The organism is Pantoea eucrina, assembly GCF_002095385.1.
Taxonomy (GTDB): Bacteria; Pseudomonadota; Gammaproteobacteria; order Enterobacterales; family Enterobacteriaceae; genus Pantoea; species Pantoea eucrina.
In genome coordinates this window covers 47059-68226 of record NZ_MIPP01000008.1, presented here as the reverse complement: position 1 = coordinate 68226, position 21168 = coordinate 47059, and the positions used below count along the sequence as shown (strand labels likewise).

The window sequence follows — 21168 nt, the reverse complement described above, 5'->3', positions numbered from 1 at the left end:
GACGTGGCATCGGTCGCCATAAATGGCGACCCTGCAAAGCCTGTTTCACGGGTAGCGAGGTATGCGCACCGGCAGCTGTTACAGCTCAACTACCTCATGGCTGTGGGTGATCTCCACCCCTTTGCCGAGCATGATCGCCACCGAGCAATATTTTTCTGCCGACAGGTCAACCGCCCGCGCCACCGCTTTCTCGCTCAGCGCTTTGCCGCTGACGATAAAGTGCAGGTTAATCTGTGTAAAAATACGTGGCGCTTCTTCGCGCCGCTCTGAAGTCAGTTTGACCTCACAGTCAGCCACGTCATTACGCCCTTTTTGCAGAATCGAGACCACATCAATCGCGCTGCAGCCGCCGGCGGCCATCAGTACCATCTCCATCGGGCTTGGCGCTTTATCGCCTGAATTCCCGTCCATTAATAACTGATGTCCTGATGAGGATTCTCCGAGAAAGGTCAGCCCTTCCACCCATTTCACACGTGCCTGCATTATTCTTTCTCCTGAAGCGGCGTTTTGCGCCAGAGTACGCGTTCATCCGGCAAACAGCAATCGCCCGCCTGCTGAAGCGAGACAACACAAGACAGCCTGCAAAAGCTGTGCTACAAACAGAGCTGAAAATTTCTTCGTCGTGGCTGATGAGGACGGGCAGAATCAAAAGCAGAGCTTACACATCCGCCCGGATAATTTTTATTAACAGGACGCGCTGGACGATTTCATCGCCTGACAGGGAATGAATGCCCCTGTGTTTTGGGCACGATTACAATAGAGGATAATAGCGAATGGTTCTCGGCAAACCGCAAACAGACCCTACACTCGAATGGTTCCTGTCCCATTGCCATATTCACAAATATCCATCCAAAAGCACGCTGATCCATCAGGGTGAAAAAGCAGAAACGCTCTACTACATCGTTAAAGGTTCCGTTGCGGTACTGATTAAAGATGAAGAAGGCAAAGAGATGATCCTCTCCTATCTGAATCAGGGAGATTTCATCGGCGAACTCGGCCTGTTTGAAGAGGGCCAGGAGCGCAGTGCCTGGGTGCGTGCGAAAACAGCCTGCGAAGTTGCTGAAATTTCCTACAAAAAATTTCGTCAGCTGATTCAGGTTAACCCGGATATTTTGATGCGCCTGTCGGCGCAGATGGCACGTCGCCTGCAGGTGACATCAGAAAAGGTGGGTAACCTGGCTTTCCTGGATGTTACCGGCCGTATTGCGCAGACGCTGCTTAATCTGGCTAAACAGCCGGATGCCATGACCCACCCCGACGGTATGCAGATTAAAATTACCCGTCAGGAGATTGGTCAGATCGTGGGTTGCTCACGGGAAACCGTTGGTCGCATCCTGAAAATGCTGGAAGATCAGAACCTGATCTCCGCACACGGTAAAACCATCGTCGTTTACGGCACCCGCTAAGCTGTTTCACCCCCCACGGCGTGATGACACCATCACGCCGTTTCTGTTTGCGATAAGCTGATGTGGCGCCGAATCATCTATCATCCCGAAGTCAATTACGCTCTGCGTCAGACGCTGGTGCTGTGCCTGCCTGTCGCGCTGGGATGGCTGTGTGGCGATCTGCAAAAAGGCCTGCTGTTCTCGCTGGTACCCGCCTGCTGCAATATTGCCGGCCTTGATACGCCGCATAAACGCTTTTTCAAACGCCTGATCGTGGGCGGTACGCTTTTCGCCACCGGCAGTTTTCTGATCCAGTACCTCACCAACGCCGCGGTTCCGCTGCCGCTTATTATGCTGGTGCTGCCGCTGCTGATTGGCGTGACGGGCGAAATCAGTCCGCTGCACGGGCGTCTGCTGCCCGGCACGCTGATTGCAGCGATCTTTACGCTGAGCCTGGTGGGGCGTATGCCGATCTGGGTGCCGCCGCTGCTCTATATTGGCGGCACGTTCTGGTATGGCCTGTTTAACTGGTTCTGGTACTGGCTGTGGAAAGAGCAGCCGATGCGTGAAACGCTGAGCCTGCTCTATCGTGAGCTGGCTGACTACTGCGATGCCAAATATACCCTGCTGACACAGCTGACCGATCCGGAAAAAGCGCTGCCGCCGCTGCTGGCGCGCCAGCAGAAAGCGGTTGACCTGATCACCACCTGCTATCAGCAGATGCATATGCTTTCTGCCAGCCGCGATAACAGCCATAAGCGGCTGACGCGCGCTTTTCAGGTGGCGCTGGATCTGCAGGAGCATATCGCTGTCAGCCTGCACCAGCCGGAGAAAGTGCAAAAGCTGGTAGAACAGAGTCATGCGGAAGCGGTTATCCGCTGGAATGCAAAAACCATTTCGGCACAGCTCAGGCTGCTGGCCGATGCCATTCTCTATCACCAGCTGCCCGCCCGCTTTCAGATGGAAAAGCCGCTCGGCGCGCTGGAAAAAATTGCGCGGCAGCATCCGGATAATCCGGTTGGCCACTTCTGCCTTTATCATTTCAGCCGCATCGCCCGCGTGCTGCGCACCCAGAAACCGCTCTATACGCGCGATCTGATGGCCGATCGCCAGCGGCGCCTGCCGCTGCTGCCCGCCCTGCGCAGCTATCTATCGTTCAGGTCCGGCGCGCTGCGCAGCGCGGCCCGCTTTGCCGTTATGCTGATGTTTGGCAGCTCTGTTGCGCTGTTTTTTAATATTCCCAAGCCCTACTGGATCCTGATGACCATTATGTTTGTCAGCCAGAATGGCTACAGCGCCACGCGCGTGCGCATTCAGCACCGGGCGCTCGGCACCTTTGCCGGGCTGCTGATTGCCGCCGCATCGCTGCGTTTCGCCGTACCGGAATCGATCGCGCTGCTGTTTATGCTGGCAATCACGCTGGCCAGTTATCTGGTGACGCGCAAATATTATGGCTGGTCGATGATTGGCTTCACCGTGACGGCGGTCTACTCGCTGCAGCTGCTGTCGCTGAATGGTGCTCAGTTCCTGCTGCCGCGGATGATGGATACGCTGATGGGCTGTCTGATCGCCTTCGCCGGTATGATCTGGCTATGGCCGCAGTGGCAGAGTGGTCTGCTGCGCCAGAATGCGCACGATGCGCTGGAAGCGTATCAGGAGGCGCTGCGCATGCTGCTGGGGCCGGATCACGCGCCGGAAAAACTGGCTTACCAGCGGGTAAAGGTTAACCAGGCGCATAACGCGCTGTTTAATGCGCTGAATCAGGCGACCGGCGAGCCTGGTTTTAACGCGCAGTATCTGAAGGATATGCGGCTGTGGGTCACGCACAGTCAGTTTATCGTAGAGCATATTAACGCCATGACTATTCTGGCGCGTGAGCACACCATGCTGACCCCGGCTCTGGCAGAGCGCTATCTGCAGTCGTGCGAAATTGCCCTGCAGCGCTGTCAGCAGCGGCTGACCTACGACGGACCGGGCAGTGAGAGCAACGTTATGGAGGCGCCGGAAAACCTGCATGAGGGGCCGGTGACGATTGTCGAGCAGCATGTTAAACGCATTTTGCAGCATCTCAGCGTCATGCACACCATCTCCTCTCTGGCATGGAGCCAGCGACCGCATCATGGCCGCTGGCTGCGGGCTATTCGTCCGAAAGGATAGTCAGGCTGCAATAACCCTGCGCAGCGCGGCGGCAAAGCGCGTCATTCCGGCGTCGATCTCCTCCGGAGTGATAACCAGCGACGGCACAAAGCGGATCACATCGCTGCCGGCGGTCAGGATCATCACGCCTTCTGCCGCTGCTGCATTGAGAATATCGCGGGCTTTACTGGCATGTTCCGGTTTCAGTACCGCGCCCATCAGCAGACCCTTTCCGCGAATTTCGCTAAAGATATCCAGCTCACTATCCAGCGCCCTCAGCGCGTCGGTAAACTGCCGCCGCCGCGCCTCCACCCCAGCCAGCACCGCCGGCGTGTTGATGATATCCAGCGCGGTTTCTGCAATCGCGCAGGCGAGCGGATTGCCGCCGTAGGTGGTGCCATGTACGCCGGGCGCCATGACGGAAGCGATCTCATGCGTGGTCAGCATCGCGCTCACCGGGAAGCCGCCGCCCAGCGCTTTCGCCGTCGTAAGAATGTCAGGCTGAATACCGTAGTGTTCATAGCTGAACAGCTTGCCGCTGCGCCCCATGCCGCTCTGTACTTCATCCAGCACCAGCAGCGCGTTATGCTCATCGCACAGCGCACGCAGTCCCTGCATAAATTCCGGCGTTGCCGGCATCACGCCGCCCTCACCCTGAATCGGTTCAACAACGATCGCGCAGGTATGATCATCAATCACGGCTTTTACCGCCGCCAGATCGTTAAACGGAACGTGGACGATATCGGCCGGTTTGGGGCCGAAGCCGTCAGAGTATTTAGGCTGTCCGCCAACGGAGACGGTAAACAGCGTGCGGCCGTGGAAAGCGTTGTGAAACGCGATGATCTTACTTTTGAACGGCGAGTGCTTTTTACAGGCGTAGTAGCGCGCCAGCTTGAACGCCGCTTCGTTAGCTTCCGCACCGGAATTGCCAAAAAATACGCGGTCGGCGAAGGTAGCAGCAATCAGCTTCGTCGCCAGACGCAGCGCCGGCTCGTTGGTAAAAACATTACTGGTGTGCCACAGCGTTTCGCCCTGGCGCTTCAGCGTCTCAACCAGCGCCGGATGGCAGTGACCCAGCGCGGTGACCGCTATACCGCCGGAGAAGTCGATATACTCTTTACCCTGCTGATCCCAGACGCGGCTGCCTTTGCCCTTTACGGGCACAAACTGCGCAGGTGCATAAACAGGCAAAATGACGTTATCAAACGTCTCCCGGGTTACCGCTATGTTTTCCGCTGCCATTGCTAACCTCATCCGGCTATTGAGTGATCTTAAATGAAATTATAATCACGGAATATGCATAAAAAATCACGGAATGGCAAACGGAAGTTAGCGTTCAAGGAAATTTTTCAGCAGCTGATGGCCCTGCTCGCTGAGCACGCTTTCGGGGTGAAACTGCACGCCTTCCAGCGGTAGCGTGCGGTGACGAAAGCCCATGATTTCATCGGGCTGATTATCACGCAGGCTCCAGGCGGTGATCTCAAACGCGTCAGGCAGCGATCCATCCGCCACAATCAGTGAGTGATAGCGCGTTACGGTGAGTGGATTAGCGAGGTTGCGAAACACGCCTTCGCCAGTGTGGCGTACCGGCGAGGTTTTCCCGTGCATGACCTGACGCGCACGTACCACCTTTCCGCCAAAGGCTGAGCGATGGCCTGATGTCCGAGGCACACCCCCAGCACCGGCAGCCGCCCGGCAAAATAGCGAATGGCATCCAGAGAAATACCCGCCTGGTCGGGCGTGCAGGGCCCGGGGGAGATAACCAGATGGCTTAGCGGCAATGCCGCCATCTCAGCCAGCGAGATAGCGTCATTACGCACCACGCGCACCTGCGCGCCCAGCTCGCAAAAATACTGGTAAAGGTTCCAGGTAAAAGAGTCGTAGTTATCAAGCAGCAGCAGCATCATGACCTCAGGTCGATCAAACCGCCGCTATTCTACGCACTTTATCGCGCCGGGCTTACCACTTTTGTCAGCTGCGCGGTCAGCGCGGCGAGATCGCCCGCGACCGCTTCGCGAATTGCCTTCTGCCACGGCTCCGGCTCCAGCCGATCCCACTCCAGCAGATAGCCGGCGTGCAGCGCCAGCTGCTCAAAAAAGATGCGCTGAGCGCGTCCGTTGCCCGCCCGGAACGGATGCAGTACATAGAGTTCACAGTAGTAATGTGCCAGACGGGCCACAAAGGCGTCTGTATCAAGTTCGGTCAGCCCCTGCTCCTCCTCCAGCGCGCTCATCAGCGCATTGCCCTCTTTCTCAATGTATTCGCAGTGGCAGTAAGGGGTCTCGTCGCGCCAGATATCGATGGTGCGGAGTTCGCCCGCCCAGCTGTAGAGATCCTGAAACAGCGTGCGATGAATATGGCGTAAACGCGGCAGACCCGGTGTACGCGGACCTGGATCCAGCGTCGCCAGCCGCGCGGCACTGAACGCCAGCTCCGCCTTGCGCAGCTGCGCGGCATCATGAATTTCCAGCCGGTTTTTCAGCACATCATCGTTGTGCCACAGGTAGGGATCGCGTACCGCCAGTGAATTATCCGCCATACTGCCTCCTCAGCGAAGCAAGCCGATCTTCCGCCTGCTCAGCGGTGACCGCAGGCTCAGTCAGGGTATAACCAGACAGCCTGCAGCTGGCCTGATAGCTGGCAGCACGACGCTGCAGCCACAAAGTGGCTTTCTGTTTTTCAGTGAGTTTTTGCGGCATAGCGCCTCCGGCTGACAAGATTTGCCCTAAGTATAAGAGCAAATTCTGGCTTTGCCGGAGCGCGGTCAGCGACGTCACGCTACAGGTGACGCGGAAACAGATTAAGGCAGGATTTTCGCGGAGGTAATAACAACCGGTTTTGCCGGGACATTCTGGTACGGGCCCACATCTTTAGTCGGGACCTGGGCGATTTTGTCGATCACATCCATCCCTTTCACAACTTTACCAAATACCGCATAACCGAAGTCGCGCTGTCCGTGATCCAGGAAAGCGTTATCTGCCACATTCAGGAAGAACTGGCTGGTTGCGCTGTCTTTCTCAGCGGTACGCGCCATAGAGATGGTACCGCGCAGATTACGCAGTCCGTTGTCAGCTTCGTTTTTGACTGGCGCGCTGGTCTGCTTCTGCTGCATATCCGTGGTAAAACCGCCGCCCTGGATCATAAAACCCGGGATCACGCGATGAAAAATGGTGTTGTTGTAGAAGCCGTTATTAACGTAATCCACAAAGTTTTTTACTGAAACCGGCGCTTTCTGGTTATCCAGTTCAAGTTCAATGTTGCCCGCCGACGTGGTGAGCAGGACATGCGTATCCCCTTTTGCAGCCAGTGCAGAAGCAGATACGGAAGAGAGTGCTAACAGGGCGATCGCCGCTGTCAAAGTACGTTTAAGCATGAAAGAGTCCTTACCCTGGAGATCGGCTTAAAAAACAGAATTGATTGTAAAGAGCATGTAATACAAGAGCCAGCGTTTTACCTATATTTACCGGAATGTTGCAAACGTCATACTTTTGCCGCCGCGCAATCATTTGCGTGACTGAAATCACACATATCATGAAATTTGCGTAGCTTATTTCACTGCTTGTTTATTAAGATCACAGTTCCATTTACAATTCATGACACTTTTGCCTCATCGTCCCCCCACAGGTTATGAACATGACAAACCGTAATCGCATCGGCCTTACCTGGATCAGCTTTTTCTCTTATGCGCTCACTGGCGCACTGGTGATTGTGACCGGTATGGTGCTGGATAATATCGCGCAATATTTCCAGCTACCCATCTCAGAGATGAGTAACACTTTTACTTTCCTTAACGCCGGCATTCTGGTTGCCGTTTTCCTGAACGCCTGGCTGATGGTGATTGTGCCGCTGAAACGCCAGCTGATTTTCGGCTTTGTGCTGATGATTCTGGCGGTAGCGGGCCTGATGACCAGCCATAACCTGCAGGTCTTTTCACTCTGCATGTTTATTCTGGGCGTGGTCAGCGGCATTACCATGTCAATTGGTACCTTCCTGATCACCCATATCTATGACGGTCGCCAGCGCGGTTCACGCCTGCTGTTTACTGATTCATTTTTCAGCATGGCCGGCACGATTTTCCCGATTATTGCTGGCGTACTGCTGGCGCGTGCGCTGCCGTGGTACTGGGTATATGCCTGCATCGGTGTTATCTACCTGGCTATTTTTGTTCTGACGCTGATGGTGGAGTTTCCGGTTCTCAAAAGTGAAGCGGCCGTTCAGGGTGGGGAAAAAGAGAAATGGGGCGTGGGGGTGCTGTTCCTCTCCATCGCTGCGCTCTGTTATATCCTGGGTCAGCTGGGCTTTATCTCCTGGGTGCCGGAGTATGCAACCAAATCGATGGGCATGGATATCGCCTCTGCCGGGCAGCTGGTCGGCAACTTCTGGACCGCTTACATGGTCGGTATGTGGGCGTTTAGCTTCCTGCTGCGCTTCTTTGACCTGCAGCGCATCCTGATGGTGCTGGCTGCGCTGGCCACCGGCCTGATGTACTGGTTTGTCTCCTCTCAGGAGGCGGGCATGCTGCACTGGATCATTATCGCGCTGGGCTTCTTCTCCAGCGCGATTTATACCACCATCATTACGCTGGGCTCGCTGCAGACCAAAGCGGCCTCGCCTAAGCTGGTTAACTTTATCCTGACCTGCGGCACCGTGGGCACCATGCTGACCTTTGTGGTTACCGGACCGATAGTGGCTAAAGGTGGCGCGCATGCGGCACTCTCTACTGCCAACGGCCTTTATGCCGTGGTGTTTGTCATGTGCGTGCTGCTCGGCTTTGTCACAAAGCACCGTCAGCACGGTCATGTGACCCACTGATGATACCGGCACTGCCGCCTCGCGCGGCAGATGCGACCCAATAAAAAGGCGAGCCGGAAGCTCGCCTTTTTTTACGTCATCCGCGCCGGTTTACGGCTGTGCGACGAACCCGACGGCGTCGTACACTTTCTTCAGCGTTTCCTGCGCGTGTGCGCGCGCTTTAGCTGCGCCGTCACGCATTACCTGGTTGAGCAGCGCTTCATCATTGCGGAAGTGGTGATAGCGCGCCTGCAGCTCGGTCAGCATGCCGGATACCGCCTCGGCAACGTCGCCCTTGAGGTGCCCGTACATTTTGCCCTCAAACTGCTGTTCAAGCTCCGGAATCGATTTGCCGGTAACGCCTGAGAGAATATCCAGCAGGTTGGAGACGCCCGCCTTCTCTTTGACATCATAGCGCACCACCGGCGGCTCTTCGGAGTCAGTAACCGCACGCTTGATCTTCTTCACGACCGATTTGGTATCTTCCAGCAGGCCGATAACGTTGTTGCGGTTGTCATCCGACTTGGACATCTTTTTCGTCGGCTCCAGCAGCGACATTACGCGCGCGCCCGATTTCGGAATAAACGGCTCCGGAACCTTAAACACGTCACCATAAAGCGCGTTGAAACGGGCAGCGATATCGCGGCTCAGCTCCAGATGCTGCTTCTGATCTTCGCCTACCGGAACCTGATTGGTCTGATACAGCAGAATATCAGCCGCCATCAGCACCGGGTAGTCAAACAGACCGGCGTTGATATTCTCTTCATAGCGGGCAGATTTATCCTTGAATTGTGTCATACGGCTCAGCTCGCCAAAGTAGGCGTAGCAGTTCAGGATCCAGCTCAGCTGCGTATGCTCCGGCACGTGCGACTGAACAAAAATAGTGCTTTTTTCCGGGTCAATGCCGCAGGCCAGATAGAGCGCCAGCGTATCCAGCGTCGCTTTACGCAGCGTGGCCGGGTCCTGACGCACGGTGATCGCGTGCAGATCGACGATGCAGTAAATGCAGTGATAGTCATCCTGCATCTGCACCCACTGACGCAGCGCACCCATATAGTTGCCAATGGTCAGTTCACCTGAAGGCTGGGCGCCGCTGAAAACGATGGGTTTGCTCATGTTATATCCTGATAATCACAGCCCGAGTGCGGGCAGAAGTTCGCCAAAAGTGTCGAGAGTCAAATCGGGCCGGCTGGTGGTAATAGACTCACCGTAGTTGTAGCCAAACGTCATACCGACATTCGGTACACCGGCAGCCTGTGCCGCGAGGATATCATTGCGTGAGTCCCCGACAAACAGCAATTGTTCCGGCAGTACGCCGAAATGGCCCAGCACCAGGAAGATGCCGGCCGGATGCGGTTTTTTCACCGCTACGTCATCACCGCCGATAATCAGTGAAAAAGAGTCGCTGATGCCGAGAGAGGCCAGCAGCGGAGCGACAAACGGCGTTGGTTTATTGGTAACGATAGCGAGAGGTAATCCCTGGTCGCGCAGCGCGAGCAGCGTCTCTTTTACCTGCGGAAACAGCGTGCTGCCTGACTCAACCGTGTCAGCGTAGTGCCGGTCAAAACAGGCGCGTGCGTCACGCTGCTCTTCCGCATGCGGCTCGCGGCCCAGCGCCCAGGTCAGGGCGCGCGCCATCATAATATCGGCACCGTTACCTATCCAGGTTGATGCACGCTCAATGCCCGGCGCCGGCAGCTGCAGATCGCCCAGCGCCCGATCGATCGCCTGTGACAGGCCCGGTGCGCTATGCACCAGCGTTCCGTCAAGGTCAAAGGCCAGCGCGCGGATATCAGTGAAATGAGCCATTAACTTTCTCCAGTTCCGTGCGCATTTCATCGATAACTTTTTTGTAATCGGGATGACCGAAGATGGCCGAACCGGCGACAAACATATCTGCGCCAGCGGCAGCAATCTGTCCGATATTGTCGATTTTTACTCCGCCATCCACTTCGAGCCGGATGTCATAGCCGCTCTGATCGATCAGCCGGCGCGCCTCGCGCAGTTTATCCAGCGTGCCCGGTATGAATGACTGGCCGCCAAAGCCAGGATTGACCGACATTAGCAGAATGATATCCAGCTTATCCATCACGTAATCAAGGTAGCTCAGCGGCGTTGCCGGATTAAATACCAGGCCCGCCTTACAGCCATGCTCTTTGATGAGCTGCAGCGTACGATCAACGTGGTCACTGGCTTCCGGGTGGAATGTGATATAGCTGGCACCCGCTTTCGCAAACTCCGGGATAAGCGCATCCACTGGCTTGACCATCAGGTGCACATCAATCGGTGCCGTAATGCCGTAGTCACGCAGCGCTTTCAGCACCATAGGTCCCATCGTCAGATTGGGCACATAGTGATTATCCATCACATCGAAATGCACGACATCGCCGCCTGCCGCCAGTGCTTTGGCGGTATCTTCACCCAGACGGGCAAAGTCAGCGGCAAGAATTGAAGGGGCCAGTAAAAATTGTTTCATCCGATTCTCCCAATGTTGTGCGCCAGTCTCAGCTGACGTAATGCGTTGGTCGCGGACGAAACAGGCTAGCGGAAAAGCGCCAGCAGTTCGTCCACCTGCGTACGACCACTTATGCTTCGGCTGATAGAACGCCGGGCTTTTACTACATGTAAATCCGCGTTCTGATACCACTCCCGGGTCAGCAGCGTATCGTGATTGGAAATCAGGACCGGTATCTGGCTCTTAGCCAGCTTCCTGGCCAGCTCCGCGAGATGCTGCTGCTCGCGCAGGCTGAAACTGTTGGTGTGATAGGCCGTGAAGTTGGCCGTTGCCGACAGCGGCGCATAGGGCGGATCGCAATAGACCACCGAGCCTGCAGCAGCGCTGTTCAGGGTAACATCGTACGATTCGCAGACAAAGGTCGCTTTCTGCGCGCGCTCTGCAAACCAGAGTAGTTCAGCTTCCGGAAAGTAGGGTTTGCGGTAGCGGCCAAAAGGCACGTTAAATTCACCGCGCAGGTTGTAGCGACACAGGCCGTTATAGCCGTGACGATTCAGATAGAGGAACAGCACGGCGCGCTGGTAGGGATCGCGGCTGGCGTTAAATGCCAGCCGCTGCGCATAATAGTGCTCAGCGCTGTTTCCTTCCGGCGTAAACAGCTGACGCGCATCCGCAATAAATGTCTGCGTACGCGTTTTGACAATGTTGTAGAGGTTAATGAGATCGCCGTTGATGTCCGCCAGATGGTAGCGGTCATAATCGGTATTGAGAAATACGGAACCGGCGCCCACAAAAGGCTCAACTAAGCAGTCGCCTTGTGGCAGGTGACGACGAATATCGTCAAGCAGTGGGTATTTCCCACCGGCCCATTTCAGGAAAGCGCGATTTTTTTTCATGCTGTCGTGGTTATTACATCTTCATTGTAGCTGTGGTGAAACCGACAGCAGATCTGCGCTTAAACGGGGCCGCAGCAGCGGGCCCCACATCAATTTACTGACTCTCTTTCTTAACCTGGCTCAGCGGTTTTACCCACGGATTAACCGCACGTACTTCTGCAGGCAGCGCAGCCGCAGCCCGTTTCGCTTCGGCAGGCGTCGCGTAAGCGCCACTGACCAGCACGTACCAGGGCTGACCGTTACGTGTGGTTTTATACACGTGATAGCCGCTCAGATTCTGTTTTTTTGCCCACGCCGTCAGGCTCTCCTGCTTCGACGCTCCGCTCAGCTGCAGCGTATAGTTACCCCCTGAAGGCAGAGACTTGCTGGCGCTGCTGGCAGGCGGGTTGTGCGCTGCCGTGGTGTGGGTCTGGCTCTCGCGGGTCGCAGACGGTTTTGCCGCAGCCGCTGGTTTATGGCTGGTACCGGATGCGGTGGAACGTGAACTGCTGCTGGCGCGCGGCGCGTTATCCGCCCGCACAGCAGGCGGCGTAACCGCTTTTCCTGCTGTGCTGCCGGCATTGCCGCTTACGGTAGCGGGCGCGGTGGGCAGAGAAGAGCCGCCCTGCGCACCCTGGGCGGCAGCATCTACCGAGCCCTGCTGATTACTCAGCGCGCTGTTGAGATCGCCCGGCAGCGTGACGCGCTGCTGGTTCGCAGGCGCCTCTGTTACCTGCGCCTGCGTTGGCGTGGATGACACGGAAGGCATTGAGATCGCCTGCCCTTCACCGCCCGCTGCCGGCTGCGTCGTATTCTGTGGCGCGCTGCCTTCAGTCGTTGGGGCCGCTGCCTGCTGGCCGCTCATGGAGGTGGAGTCAGAGAGATCGATATGTTTTTCACTGCCGCCAGATGTCGACCCACTGCCGCTGCTGCGGTTAGCCGCGGGTTTATCATCCGGCCCGGTCAGCGCTGAACCGATGCCCAGCACCAGAACCAGTAACACCAGAATGCCAATTCCCATCATCATATGCTGACGGGAGACCGGCGTTTTGGCTTTTGGCGCAGAAGACGCTTTACGGGATCGCGCGGGACGGCGATCGCTGGCATCAGGTTTTAACTCATCTTCCGGTTTGAACTCATCCATCTCGCCTCCTCCGTAAAACGGTACGTGTCCGACGCACCGTATCACAACGTTCTTCTTCAGCCTGAACTTACCTGCCGCAGCGTTATATGACGGTCTGCTGTCAGAACGCTACATTCGCGCTCAGTTACTGCGACAATCGTTAATTGCAGCCAGCACCATATCATGTGCAACACCGGCACGCACTTCAGAGCGACCAATAGCGAGAGGCAGCACCAGACGCAGCTCGCCCCCGATCACTTTTTTGTCGCGCATCATATGCGGCAGATACGCTTCAGCTGTCATCTTAGCGGGACCGGTTACCGGCAAACCAGCACGCTGCAGCAGCGCAATCACGCGTTCGCTCTCTGCTGCGGTAAATTGCCCCAGCCGTTGCGCCGTACGCGCGGCCATCACCATACCGGCGGCCACGGCTTCGCCATGCAGCCAGTTGCCATAGCCCATATGCGCTTCAATCGCATGACCAAACGTATGGCCCAGGTTGAGCAGCGCACGCTGGCCGTTTTCACGCTCGTCGGCAGCCACCACTTCCGCTTTCAGCTCGCAGCAGCGGCGAATACACCAGGCGATTGCGCGCGCATCCAGCGCCAGCAGCGCATCAAGATTTTGCTCCAGCCAGTGGAAGAATTCACCGTCCAGAATGATGCCGTATTTGATCACCTCTGCCAGGCCAGACGCCAGCTCGCGCGGCGGTAGCGTGGAGAGACAATCCGTGTCGATGACCACCGAGGCGGGCTGATAAAACGCGCCAATCATGTTTTTACCGAGCGGATGATTGACGGCGGTTTTTCCGCCTACTGACGAGTCAACCTGCGCCAGCAGCGTGGTGGGCACCTGAATAAATCGGACGCCGCGCTGATAGCTGGCAGCGGCAAATCCGGTGAGATCGCCAATCACGCCGCCACCCAGCGCAATCAGCGTGGTGTCGCGGCCGTGCGGCTTCTGCAGCAGCGCGGTAAAGACCTCATCCATGACGGTCAGCGTTTTATACTGCTCACCGTCAGGCAAAATCACCTGATCAACATGGATGCCCGCCTGGGTCAGCAGCGTTGCGACTTTCCCGAGATAGAGCGGGGCCAGCGTCTGGTTGGTTACCAGCATGGCGCGATCGCCTGCCTTCAGCGGCCAAAAAGAAGCCGGATCCTTAAACAATCCGGCAGCAATGGTAATGGGGTAACTACGATCCCCCAGTGAGACAGTGATCTTCTCCATGATGACCGATACCTGTTGCTGAGCCCTCAGGATGCTGGATTAGTTTTTTTCCAGCATGTTGATGATCTGATTGGCGACCACTTTGGCACTTTGATCATCAGTGCGAATAGTGACGTCAGCGATCTCTTCATAAAGCGGATTGCGTTCATCTGCCAGTGCTTCGAGCACTTCACGAGGCGGTTCATCAACCTGCAGCAGCGGGCGCTTTTTATCGCGCTGCGTGCGGGCAAGCTGCTTTTCGATGGTGGTTTCCAGATAGACAACCACGCCGCGGGCGGAGAGACGATTGCGCGTTTCACGGGATTTGACGGAACCGCCGCCGGTCGCCAGTACGATGCCTTGTTTCTCGGTCAGCTCGTTAATGATTTTTTCTTCGCGATCGCGGAAACCAGCTTCGCCTTCCACATCAAATACCCAGCCTACATCCGCTCCGGTACGTCGCTCAATTTCCTGATCGGAATCGAAAAATTCCATATTGAGTTGCTGAGCTAACTGACGACCAATAGTGCTTTTGCCGGCACCCATCGGCCCAACCAGAAAGATATTGCGTTTCTCTGCCATTTTGTCGGTATTACTAAGAATTCGTTGATGATACCCCGCGTTCAGCGCGTTGCTGGCGGGACAGGAACTGAGACCTCATAAGCATTAGCAAGAGTCAGATAGAAAATTATCTCAACACTCATGGCCGTTTGGCAACCGAATAAATCGCCTCCGGCAACCTGCACACAGGTATGGTCTTTGGTTCGCGAGACGGTAACGCTCTTCCTTACGTGCCTTCATTAAACAGGCTACAGCTGCGCAGGCCGGGGGTTGCCGGTGCTTATCATCGGCTGATATTAGCGCTGAAAACGGCCCTTTATCTGCTTGCTGCTGCCCACTTTATGCTGGCATATTTCTTTTTTGACGCCAGTATCGCTTGTGACTGACGCCCGTCGGAAGATTATCCTGCCGCGTACCGCTACACCGTTTTAAAATCGCTAAACCTTGTAAGCTAATTCCTCTCTGGCGTCAACGCGCACGGCACTACAGAACGAATTTTCCGCTTTATCCGGCAGAAAGCGCTGCTTCCCTGACCAGTCTGGGGGTAATAAAGATAACCAGCTCACGTTTTTTCTGCTCCTGCAGCTGCTGCCGGAACAGCGCGCCCAGCAGCGGCACCTCTCCCAGCCACGGCACGCGCTTTTCACTCTGCGTGCGCTGCTGCTGAAAAATGCCGCCCAGCGCCAGCGTTTCGCCATCACGCAGCGTCACCTGCGTCTCAATTTCCTGCTTTTCAATGCTCAGCACCTGGTTCTCTCCCAGCGTCAGGCTGCGGCCAGGCATGTTCTGGCTCAGTCGCAGCCGCAGCTGAATGCGACCGTTGCCCAGAACCGTGGGAGTGACCTCCATACCCAGCACCGCCTCTTTGAACTCGATTGCCGTCGCACCGCTGTTGCCTGACTTCACCTCGTACGGAATTTCGGTGCCCTGTTTGATGGTGGCCGTCTGCTGATGCGCAGTAAAGAGCCGCGGGCTGGCGATGATATCGATCTGATTCTCCTGCTCCAGCGCGCTCAGCTCAAGATTCAGCAATTCACCGCTCATTTTACCCAGCGTCACCCCGGCGCGCAGTGCTGGCGTACTGACCGCCAGCGGCAGGCTAAGCTGCGGATTGCGCAGCGTCGCCGCTACCGCATCTGCCGGAGAGAGCTGCCAGCTGACGCCCAGTTCACGCAGATGCTCTTCGTTAAGCGTCACGATATGCGCCTGCAGCTCCACCTGCTCCAGCGGCCGGTCGAGGGCTTTGATCCAGCGCGTCGTGCTTTCCAGAGCCGGTGCCGTGTCGCGCAGCAGCAGTGAGTTAGTACGGCTATCGACCGTGACGCTGCCGCGTGCTGACATCAGTGAATGCTCTCCCTGCAGACTGCGGTGAATCTCGCTGGCGCTGGCATAATGAAGCGTAACGGTGCGCTGCTCCAGCGTCCGCTGCGCCTGTTTATCTTCCTGCTCCTGCCGGACCCGCTGCATCTGACGCTGCTGCCAGCTTTGCGGATAGACCAGCAGCACCCCCTCCTCTTCTATCAGAACAAGATCGGTCAGGCGTGAAATCAGCGACAGGGCATGCTCTGCGCTTACCTTCTCCAGGCGCAGCGACAGTCGTCCCTCAACTCCGGGCGCAATCAGCAGATTAGTCTGCTGATAATCCGCCAGCGCCTGCAGAATGCGCTCTACCGGCGCATCGTCAAATACCAGGCTCAGCGTGCTGGTCTGCGCCTGCAGCGGGGTGCTTAACATAAGCCCCAGCAGCATCACGATCCGTTTCATAAAAGCCTCCTTTAATTACCCAAACGATCTGTTGCTTCACACAGCGGCGCGGCGCGGTTAACGTCAGCGTGCGCGCGGTTATCCCCGCGACCTGCCAGGGATAAACCGGAAAAGGAATGGATGGCTCCAGCCGGTAGCTTTTCCCCTCGGGCGATATTACCCAGGCGACAAAGTGGGGTGCGCCACCTGCCACGCCCTGCAGACGCCAGTTCTGCGGCGTGGCGGCAGGCGGTTCGCAGGCGCGGTTGGTCAGAGGGACGAAAGGATTGCGTGCTGCGACGGCACCGACCCAGAGCAGCAGGCACAGCAGCGCGCTACTCCGCATCGGATTGCTCCAGCCACAGCTCTGCCGTCAGCAGACGCGCGCCGGACCGCAGTGAAAAACGCTGCGGTACCGGCTGAGCGGTTCCGGCCAGCTCACTGAACAGCGGCATAAATTCACGCCACTCCAGCTGCAGCACCAGTTCTGATGGCTGAGCCTGCGGCTGCCAGTTTTGCAGCTGCGCGCCACGCGTGTTCACCAGCTGCTCCAGCGATGCGCTGGCCGCGCTGCCGCGCTGCGGCATCTGTAACATAGCGATCTCCTGCGTAAGCGTGGCGACTGACGGCTGCAGCGCCTGCTGCAGCTGGCTTTGCTGCGCGGTAAGCGCTGTCAGCGCTGTCCGCTGCTGTGCCAGCGCCTGCTGCTGGGGTTGCAGCAGCAGCAGCCAGAGCAGCAGCAGCACGGCTGCGGCAACCAGCGTGCTGCAACCGGCACGCCAGGCAAAAGGCCACAGCGCATAGCGCCACATCAGCTCATTCATTGCGCGGCTCCCGCATCCGCGCCTGCAGCGTGAAGCGGTATCGGCCATCGGACTGCCGGGTTATCGCCCTCTGCCTGACGGCGGCAAACAGCGGCTGTGCCAGCAACCGATGGCGCAGCTCGCTCACCGCAGCCACGCTGTCACTCCACCCTTCGACGCGCAGCAGCTGCTGCTGACGATCGATACGCTCCAGCCACAATGCATCCGGCAGCAACCCCGGCAGCTGCTGCCAGAAACGTTGCCAGTGCTGATAGTGCAGCGCCACCTGCTGACGCTGCTGCTGTAAGTCCAGCAGCCTGTCGCGCGCCTGCAGCAGTGATTGCTGTTGCGTGCGCAGGTGCCGCAGCGCGAGCAGTCGCTGCCGGGCCTGTTCTGTCGCACTTTCAGCCTGAGTCAGCTGCTGTCTGCTATATCCTCCCAGCACCAGCGCAACGAGCAGCGGCAGCGTTAACGCGGTAATCAGCAGATATTTCGTCTGCCGGCAGCACTTCTGCCACTGCCGCTCACGCCACGGCAGCAGATTAACCCTTAGCATGAGCTGTCTCCGGGACGCAGCGCCAGTCCCAGCGCCAGCGTAAAGTCGCCCTGCTGTGCGGGCAGAGGCGGCTGCTGGTAGCGTAATAATGAGAGCGGCAGGCACAGCTTCGCCTGTAGTGTGGTCAGGGCTGACGAAGAGGTACAAAGCGAGTCCGATACCTGCGGAAAGAGCTGTGTAACAGTGTCTGCATCGAGCGCGCCTGTGACGCTCCCGCAGCGCAGCGCGCCATCATTAAACACCCAGAACCCGTTCTCGCCTGCCGGGTGGATCAGCAGCGTATGGGGGGCAAGCGGCAGCTGCTGTGCGACCTGCATCAGGGCCTGCGTGCTCAGTTCAAAGATGTCAGGCTCCAGACCCGCCTGCTGCAGCGGCTGCAGCCACTGCGCCATTACGTCCCGCCGTGCCGCCGTAACCTGCAGCCTGTTTTCAGCCGCGTCACACTGATAGTCAAACGCCAGCAGCGCGGTTTCCACCGGAAAGAGGGTACGGGCGGCGGCAGTGACATAACGATTTAAAGCGGGTTCGCGCAGCGAGGTGTCGGGCAGCGGCAAGGTCCGCTGCAGAACCAGCTGTGGCGGCAGGCCAACGCGCAGGGAAAACTGCGCCGGCAGCTGCCGCCGCCACGACGCTAACATCTCCTGTAACAGCGGCGAGCTTTGCAACACGCCGTTGCGTAACGTATCGTGCGGCAGCGCTTGCTGCCACCAGTGTCGCAGCTGCCAGCCATGACGACGGCGTTCAATACCCAGCGCACACAGGTGCCTGTTCTGAATATCCAGTCCAATTTGCCAGCGCTGAAAAGCCATACGCGCGATCTCCTTATCATCAAAGGTAAACGCTAAACCCGGCTATGCTGAATGACAGGCAAATGACGGGTATATCAAAGCGTCAGGCTTGCCTTTATACTACCGCGCGATTGTTTATAAACTGCCCAAACGCCAACAGATGGGAATTCTCAGGTGAAGTTCGTAAAGTATTTATTGATTCTTGCAGTGTGTTGCATTTTGCTGGGAGCCGGTACGGTTTATGGCTTGTACAAGTATATAGAGCCGCAGCTGCCCGATGTGAACACATTGAAAGATGTGCGTTTGCAGACGCCGATGCAGGTTTACAGCGCCGATGGCGAGCTGATCGCCCAGTATGGTGAAAAACGCCGCGTACCGCTGACGCTGAAGCAGATGCCGCCAGAGCTGATCAAAGCATTTATCGCGACCGAAGATAGCCGCTTTTATGAGCATCACGGCGTCGATCCGGTGGGGATTTTCCGTGCCGCCAGCATCGCGCTGATGTCAGGCCATGCGTCGCAGGGTGCCAGTACGATTACTCAGCAGCTGGCGCGTAACTTCTTTCTGAGCCCTGAACGTACGCTGATGCGTAAAATCAAGGAAGCGTTCCTGGCCATCCGCATTGAGCAGCTGCTGAGCAAAGATGAGATCCTTGAGCTTTACCTCAATAAAATCTATCTCGGCTATCGCGCGTATGGCGTTGGCGCGGCGGCGCAGGTCTATTTCGGTAAAACGGTCGATCAGCTGTCGCTGAGTGAAATGGCGATGATCGCTGGCCTGCCGAAAGCGCCCTCAACCTTCAACCCGCTCTATTCGCACAGCCGGGCGCTGGCGCGTCGTAATGTGGTGCTGGCGCGCATGCTGGATCAGAACGACATCACACAGCAGCAGTATGAAGAGGCCCGTAATACGCCGCTGACCGCCAGCTATCACGGTCCTGAGATCGCCTTTTCTGCCCCTTATCTCAGTGAAATGGTGCGTCAGGAGATGGTGAAACGTTACGGCGATCGCGCCTATGACGACGGCTACAAGGTGTATACCACCGTAACCCGTCGCCTGCAGGAGGCGGCGCAGCAGGCGGTGCGTAATAACGTTATGGCTTATGATATGCGCCACGGCTATCGCGGCCCGACCGCCGTGTTATGGAAAGTGGGCGAGACCAGCTGGGATCAGCCGCGTATTCTTAAAACGCTGAAAACACTGCCCGCCTACGGACCGCTGAATGCCGCAGTGGTGACCAGCGCCAGCGCTCAGGAGGCCACGGCCTTACTGAAAGATGGCAGCACGGTCGCGCTGAAACTCTCCGGCGTGCGCTGGGCGCGCCCTTATAAATCAGACACGCTGCAGGGCCCGACGCCGCGCAGTATCACGCAGGTGCTGCAGGCTGGTCAGCAGATCTGGGTACGTAAAGTGGGCGATGAGTGGTGGCTGGGTCAGGTACCGCTGGTGAACTCTGCGCTGGTGTCGCTGAATCCGGAAGATGGCGCAGTGCGCGCGCTGGTGGGCGGATTCGATTTCAATCAGAGCATGTTTAACCGTGCCACCCAGGCGCTGCGCCAGGTGGGATCGAACATCAAGCCTTTCCTCTATACCGCCGCTATGGATCGTGGTCTGACGCTGGCTTCTATCCTTAACGATGTGCCGATTTCCCGCTGGGACGCCGGCGCAGGCGCAGACTGGCGGCCTAAAAACTCGCCGCCAACCTATGCTGGTCCTATCCGTTTACGGCAGGGGCTGGGAGAGTCTAAAAACGTGGTGATGGTACGCGCCATGCGCGCGATGGGCGTCGATTATGCTGCAGAATATCTGCAGCGCTTTGGCTTCCCGGCGCAAAATATTATTCATACCGAGTCGCTGGCGCTGGGTGCGGCTTCATTCACCCCACTGCAAGTGGCGCGTGGCTATGCGGTCATGGCAAACGGCGGTTTCCTGGTTGACCCCTATTTCATCACCCGCATTGAGGATGAGCAGGGAGGCGTGATTTTTGAAACAAAGCCTAAGATTGCCTGTCCGCAGTGTAATCTGCCGGTGATCTATGGTGATACGAAGAAGTCAGTTGCCCTGAATGAAGAGAGCGTGGAGAACGTCGCCACCTCTGATGAGTCGAAGAATCAGACGGTGCCACAGCCAGCGCTGGAGCAGGTTCCGGCACAGCCGCAGCCAGCAGGCGATCAGCAGTATGCGCCGCACGTGATTAATACCCCGCTCTCTTTCCTGATCAAAAGCGCGCTTAACTCCAATGTCTTTGGCGAGCCGGGCTGGATGGGTACCGGCTGGCGTGCCGGACGCGATCTGAAGCGAAATGATATTGGCGGAAAAACCGGTACGACAAACAGCTCTAAAGATGCCTGGTTCTCCGGCTATGGCCCGGGTGTGGTGACGTCGGTCTGGATTGGCTTTGATGATTCACGCGCGCTGGGACGTTCAACCGTATCAGGTGCGATTCCGGATCAGATTTCCGGTTACGAGGGCGGAGCCAAGAGCGCGCAGCCGGCGTGGGATGACTATATGAAATCTGCGCTGGAGGGCGTACCGGTGCAGCCGCTGACGCCGCCGGAAGGCGTGATCACCGTGACTATTGACCGGGCAACCGGCAAACTGGCTAACGGTGGTGGCAATACGCGTCAGGAGTATTTCATTGACGGCACGCAGCCGGTGGAATATAGCGTGCACGACGTCGGCACAACCATTATGGACAATGGCGAAAGCCACGAACTGTTCTGATAAACAGGCGCCTGCGGGC

The 21168-nt window shown here is 57.3% G+C and carries 21 protein-coding genes and 1 pseudogene; 4 read left to right on the top strand and 18 right to left on the bottom strand.

Annotated features, from left to right (window positions below; translation table 11 throughout):
- Window positions 1-78: 78 nt before the first annotated feature.
- Window positions 79-483: an OsmC family protein gene (locus HA43_RS05960; protein WP_039380892.1), complete on the bottom strand. Its 405-nt coding sequence runs from the start codon at window positions 481-483 to the stop codon at window positions 79-81.
- Window positions 484-773: 290 nt separating this feature from the next.
- Between HA43_RS05960 and crp the strand changes: the two genes are divergently transcribed.
- Complete coding sequence (gene crp, locus HA43_RS05955; protein ID WP_000242755.1) at window positions 774-1406, top strand: cAMP-activated global transcriptional regulator CRP; 633 nt, start codon at window positions 774-776, stop codon at window positions 1404-1406.
- 60 nt (window positions 1407-1466) lie between these two features.
- Window positions 1467-3542, top strand: a complete 2076-nt coding sequence (locus HA43_RS05950; protein WP_094111205.1) for a YccS/YhfK family putative transporter — start codon at window positions 1467-1469, stop codon at window positions 3540-3542.
- Here the strand turns inward: HA43_RS05950 and argD are convergent, their stop codons facing one another.
- From argD to ppiA, 5 genes and pseudogenes are all read right to left on the bottom strand, one after another.
- Window positions 3543-4763, bottom strand: coding sequence for a bifunctional acetylornithine/succinyldiaminopimelate transaminase (gene argD / locus HA43_RS05945; RefSeq protein ID WP_094111204.1), 1221 nt, complete (start codon window positions 4761-4763; stop codon window positions 3543-3545).
- An 87-nt stretch (window positions 4764-4850) separates the two neighbouring features.
- Window positions 4851-5425: pseudogene (locus HA43_RS05940) on the bottom strand (anthranilate synthase component II).
- A gap of 41 nt (window positions 5426-5466) precedes the next feature.
- Window positions 5467-6060 (bottom strand): putative adenosine monophosphate-protein transferase Fic, encoded by a 594-nt coding sequence (locus tag HA43_RS05935; protein WP_039380904.1) that lies wholly within the window; start codon window positions 6058-6060, stop codon window positions 5467-5469.
- Window positions 6050-6220 (bottom strand): YhfG family protein, encoded by a 171-nt coding sequence (locus HA43_RS05930; RefSeq protein WP_071669295.1) that lies wholly within the window; start codon window positions 6218-6220, stop codon window positions 6050-6052. The genes HA43_RS05935 and HA43_RS05930 overlap by 11 nt, the downstream gene beginning before the upstream one ends.
- Window positions 6221-6321: 101 nt before the next feature.
- Window positions 6322-6894 (bottom strand): peptidylprolyl isomerase A, encoded by a 573-nt coding sequence (ppiA, locus tag HA43_RS05925; protein ID WP_039380907.1) that lies wholly within the window; start codon window positions 6892-6894, stop codon window positions 6322-6324.
- A gap of 260 nt (window positions 6895-7154) precedes the next feature.
- On the opposite strand from ppiA, the gene tsgA reads away from it, so the two are divergent.
- Window positions 7155-8333, top strand: a complete 1179-nt coding sequence (gene tsgA / locus HA43_RS05920) for an MFS transporter TsgA (RefSeq protein ID WP_094111203.1) — start codon at window positions 7155-7157, stop codon at window positions 8331-8333.
- Window positions 8334-8423: 90 nt separating this feature from the next.
- Here tsgA and trpS read toward each other — a convergent pair whose 3' ends face one another.
- From trpS to pilM, 12 genes are all read right to left on the bottom strand, one after another.
- Window positions 8424-9428, bottom strand: coding sequence for a tryptophan--tRNA ligase (gene trpS / locus HA43_RS05915; RefSeq protein WP_094111202.1), 1005 nt, complete (start codon window positions 9426-9428; stop codon window positions 8424-8426).
- 15 nt (window positions 9429-9443) lie between these two features.
- On the bottom strand, window positions 9444-10121 hold the full coding sequence (locus HA43_RS05910) for a phosphoglycolate phosphatase (protein ID WP_094111201.1): 678 nt from the start codon (window positions 10119-10121) through the stop codon (window positions 9444-9446).
- Window positions 10105-10788, bottom strand: a complete 684-nt coding sequence (rpe, locus tag HA43_RS05905) for a ribulose-phosphate 3-epimerase (RefSeq protein WP_039380919.1) — start codon at window positions 10786-10788, stop codon at window positions 10105-10107. Before rpe ends, HA43_RS05910 begins: the two co-directional genes overlap by 17 nt.
- Before the next feature lie 65 nt (window positions 10789-10853).
- Window positions 10854-11663 carry an adenine-specific DNA-methyltransferase gene (gene dam, locus HA43_RS05900; protein WP_094111200.1) on the bottom strand — a complete coding sequence of 270 codons (810 nt, stop codon included), beginning with the start codon at window positions 11661-11663 and terminating at the stop codon, window positions 10854-10856.
- A 94-nt stretch (window positions 11664-11757) separates the two neighbouring features.
- Complete coding sequence (locus HA43_RS05895) at window positions 11758-12786, bottom strand: SPOR domain-containing protein (protein WP_094111199.1); 1029 nt, start codon at window positions 12784-12786, stop codon at window positions 11758-11760.
- A gap of 120 nt (window positions 12787-12906) precedes the next feature.
- Window positions 12907-13995 (bottom strand): 3-dehydroquinate synthase, encoded by a 1089-nt coding sequence (aroB, locus tag HA43_RS05890; RefSeq protein ID WP_094111198.1) that lies wholly within the window; start codon window positions 13993-13995, stop codon window positions 12907-12909.
- Window positions 13996-14034: 39 nt separating this feature from the next.
- On the bottom strand, window positions 14035-14556 hold the full coding sequence (gene aroK, locus HA43_RS05885) for a shikimate kinase AroK (RefSeq protein ID WP_039380929.1): 522 nt from the start codon (window positions 14554-14556) through the stop codon (window positions 14035-14037).
- Window positions 14557-15039: 483 nt separating this feature from the next.
- Window positions 15040-16299, bottom strand: a complete 1260-nt coding sequence (hofQ, locus tag HA43_RS05880; RefSeq protein WP_094111197.1) for a DNA uptake porin HofQ — start codon at window positions 16297-16299, stop codon at window positions 15040-15042.
- Complete coding sequence (locus HA43_RS05875) at window positions 16217-16624, bottom strand: DNA utilization family protein (protein WP_094111196.1); 408 nt, start codon at window positions 16622-16624, stop codon at window positions 16217-16219. The genes hofQ and HA43_RS05875 overlap by 83 nt, the downstream gene beginning before the upstream one ends.
- Window positions 16614-17102, bottom strand: coding sequence for a HofO family protein (locus HA43_RS05870; RefSeq protein ID WP_094111195.1), 489 nt, complete (start codon window positions 17100-17102; stop codon window positions 16614-16616). The genes HA43_RS05875 and HA43_RS05870 overlap by 11 nt, the downstream gene beginning before the upstream one ends.
- Window positions 17095-17637, bottom strand: a complete 543-nt coding sequence (locus tag HA43_RS05865; protein WP_094111194.1) for a PilN domain-containing protein — start codon at window positions 17635-17637, stop codon at window positions 17095-17097. Before HA43_RS05865 ends, HA43_RS05870 begins: the two co-directional genes overlap by 8 nt.
- Window positions 17631-18446 (bottom strand): type IV pilus biogenesis protein PilM, encoded by an 816-nt coding sequence (pilM, locus tag HA43_RS05860; RefSeq protein WP_094111193.1) that lies wholly within the window; start codon window positions 18444-18446, stop codon window positions 17631-17633. Before pilM ends, HA43_RS05865 begins: the two co-directional genes overlap by 7 nt.
- A gap of 153 nt (window positions 18447-18599) precedes the next feature.
- Here pilM and mrcA point away from each other — a divergent pair, with 153 nt between their 5' ends.
- A complete protein-coding gene (gene mrcA, locus HA43_RS05855; RefSeq protein WP_094111192.1) occupies window positions 18600-21149 on the top strand; it encodes a peptidoglycan glycosyltransferase/peptidoglycan DD-transpeptidase MrcA in 2550 nt (849 codons plus the stop codon).
- Window positions 21150-21168: the final 19 nt, after the last annotated feature.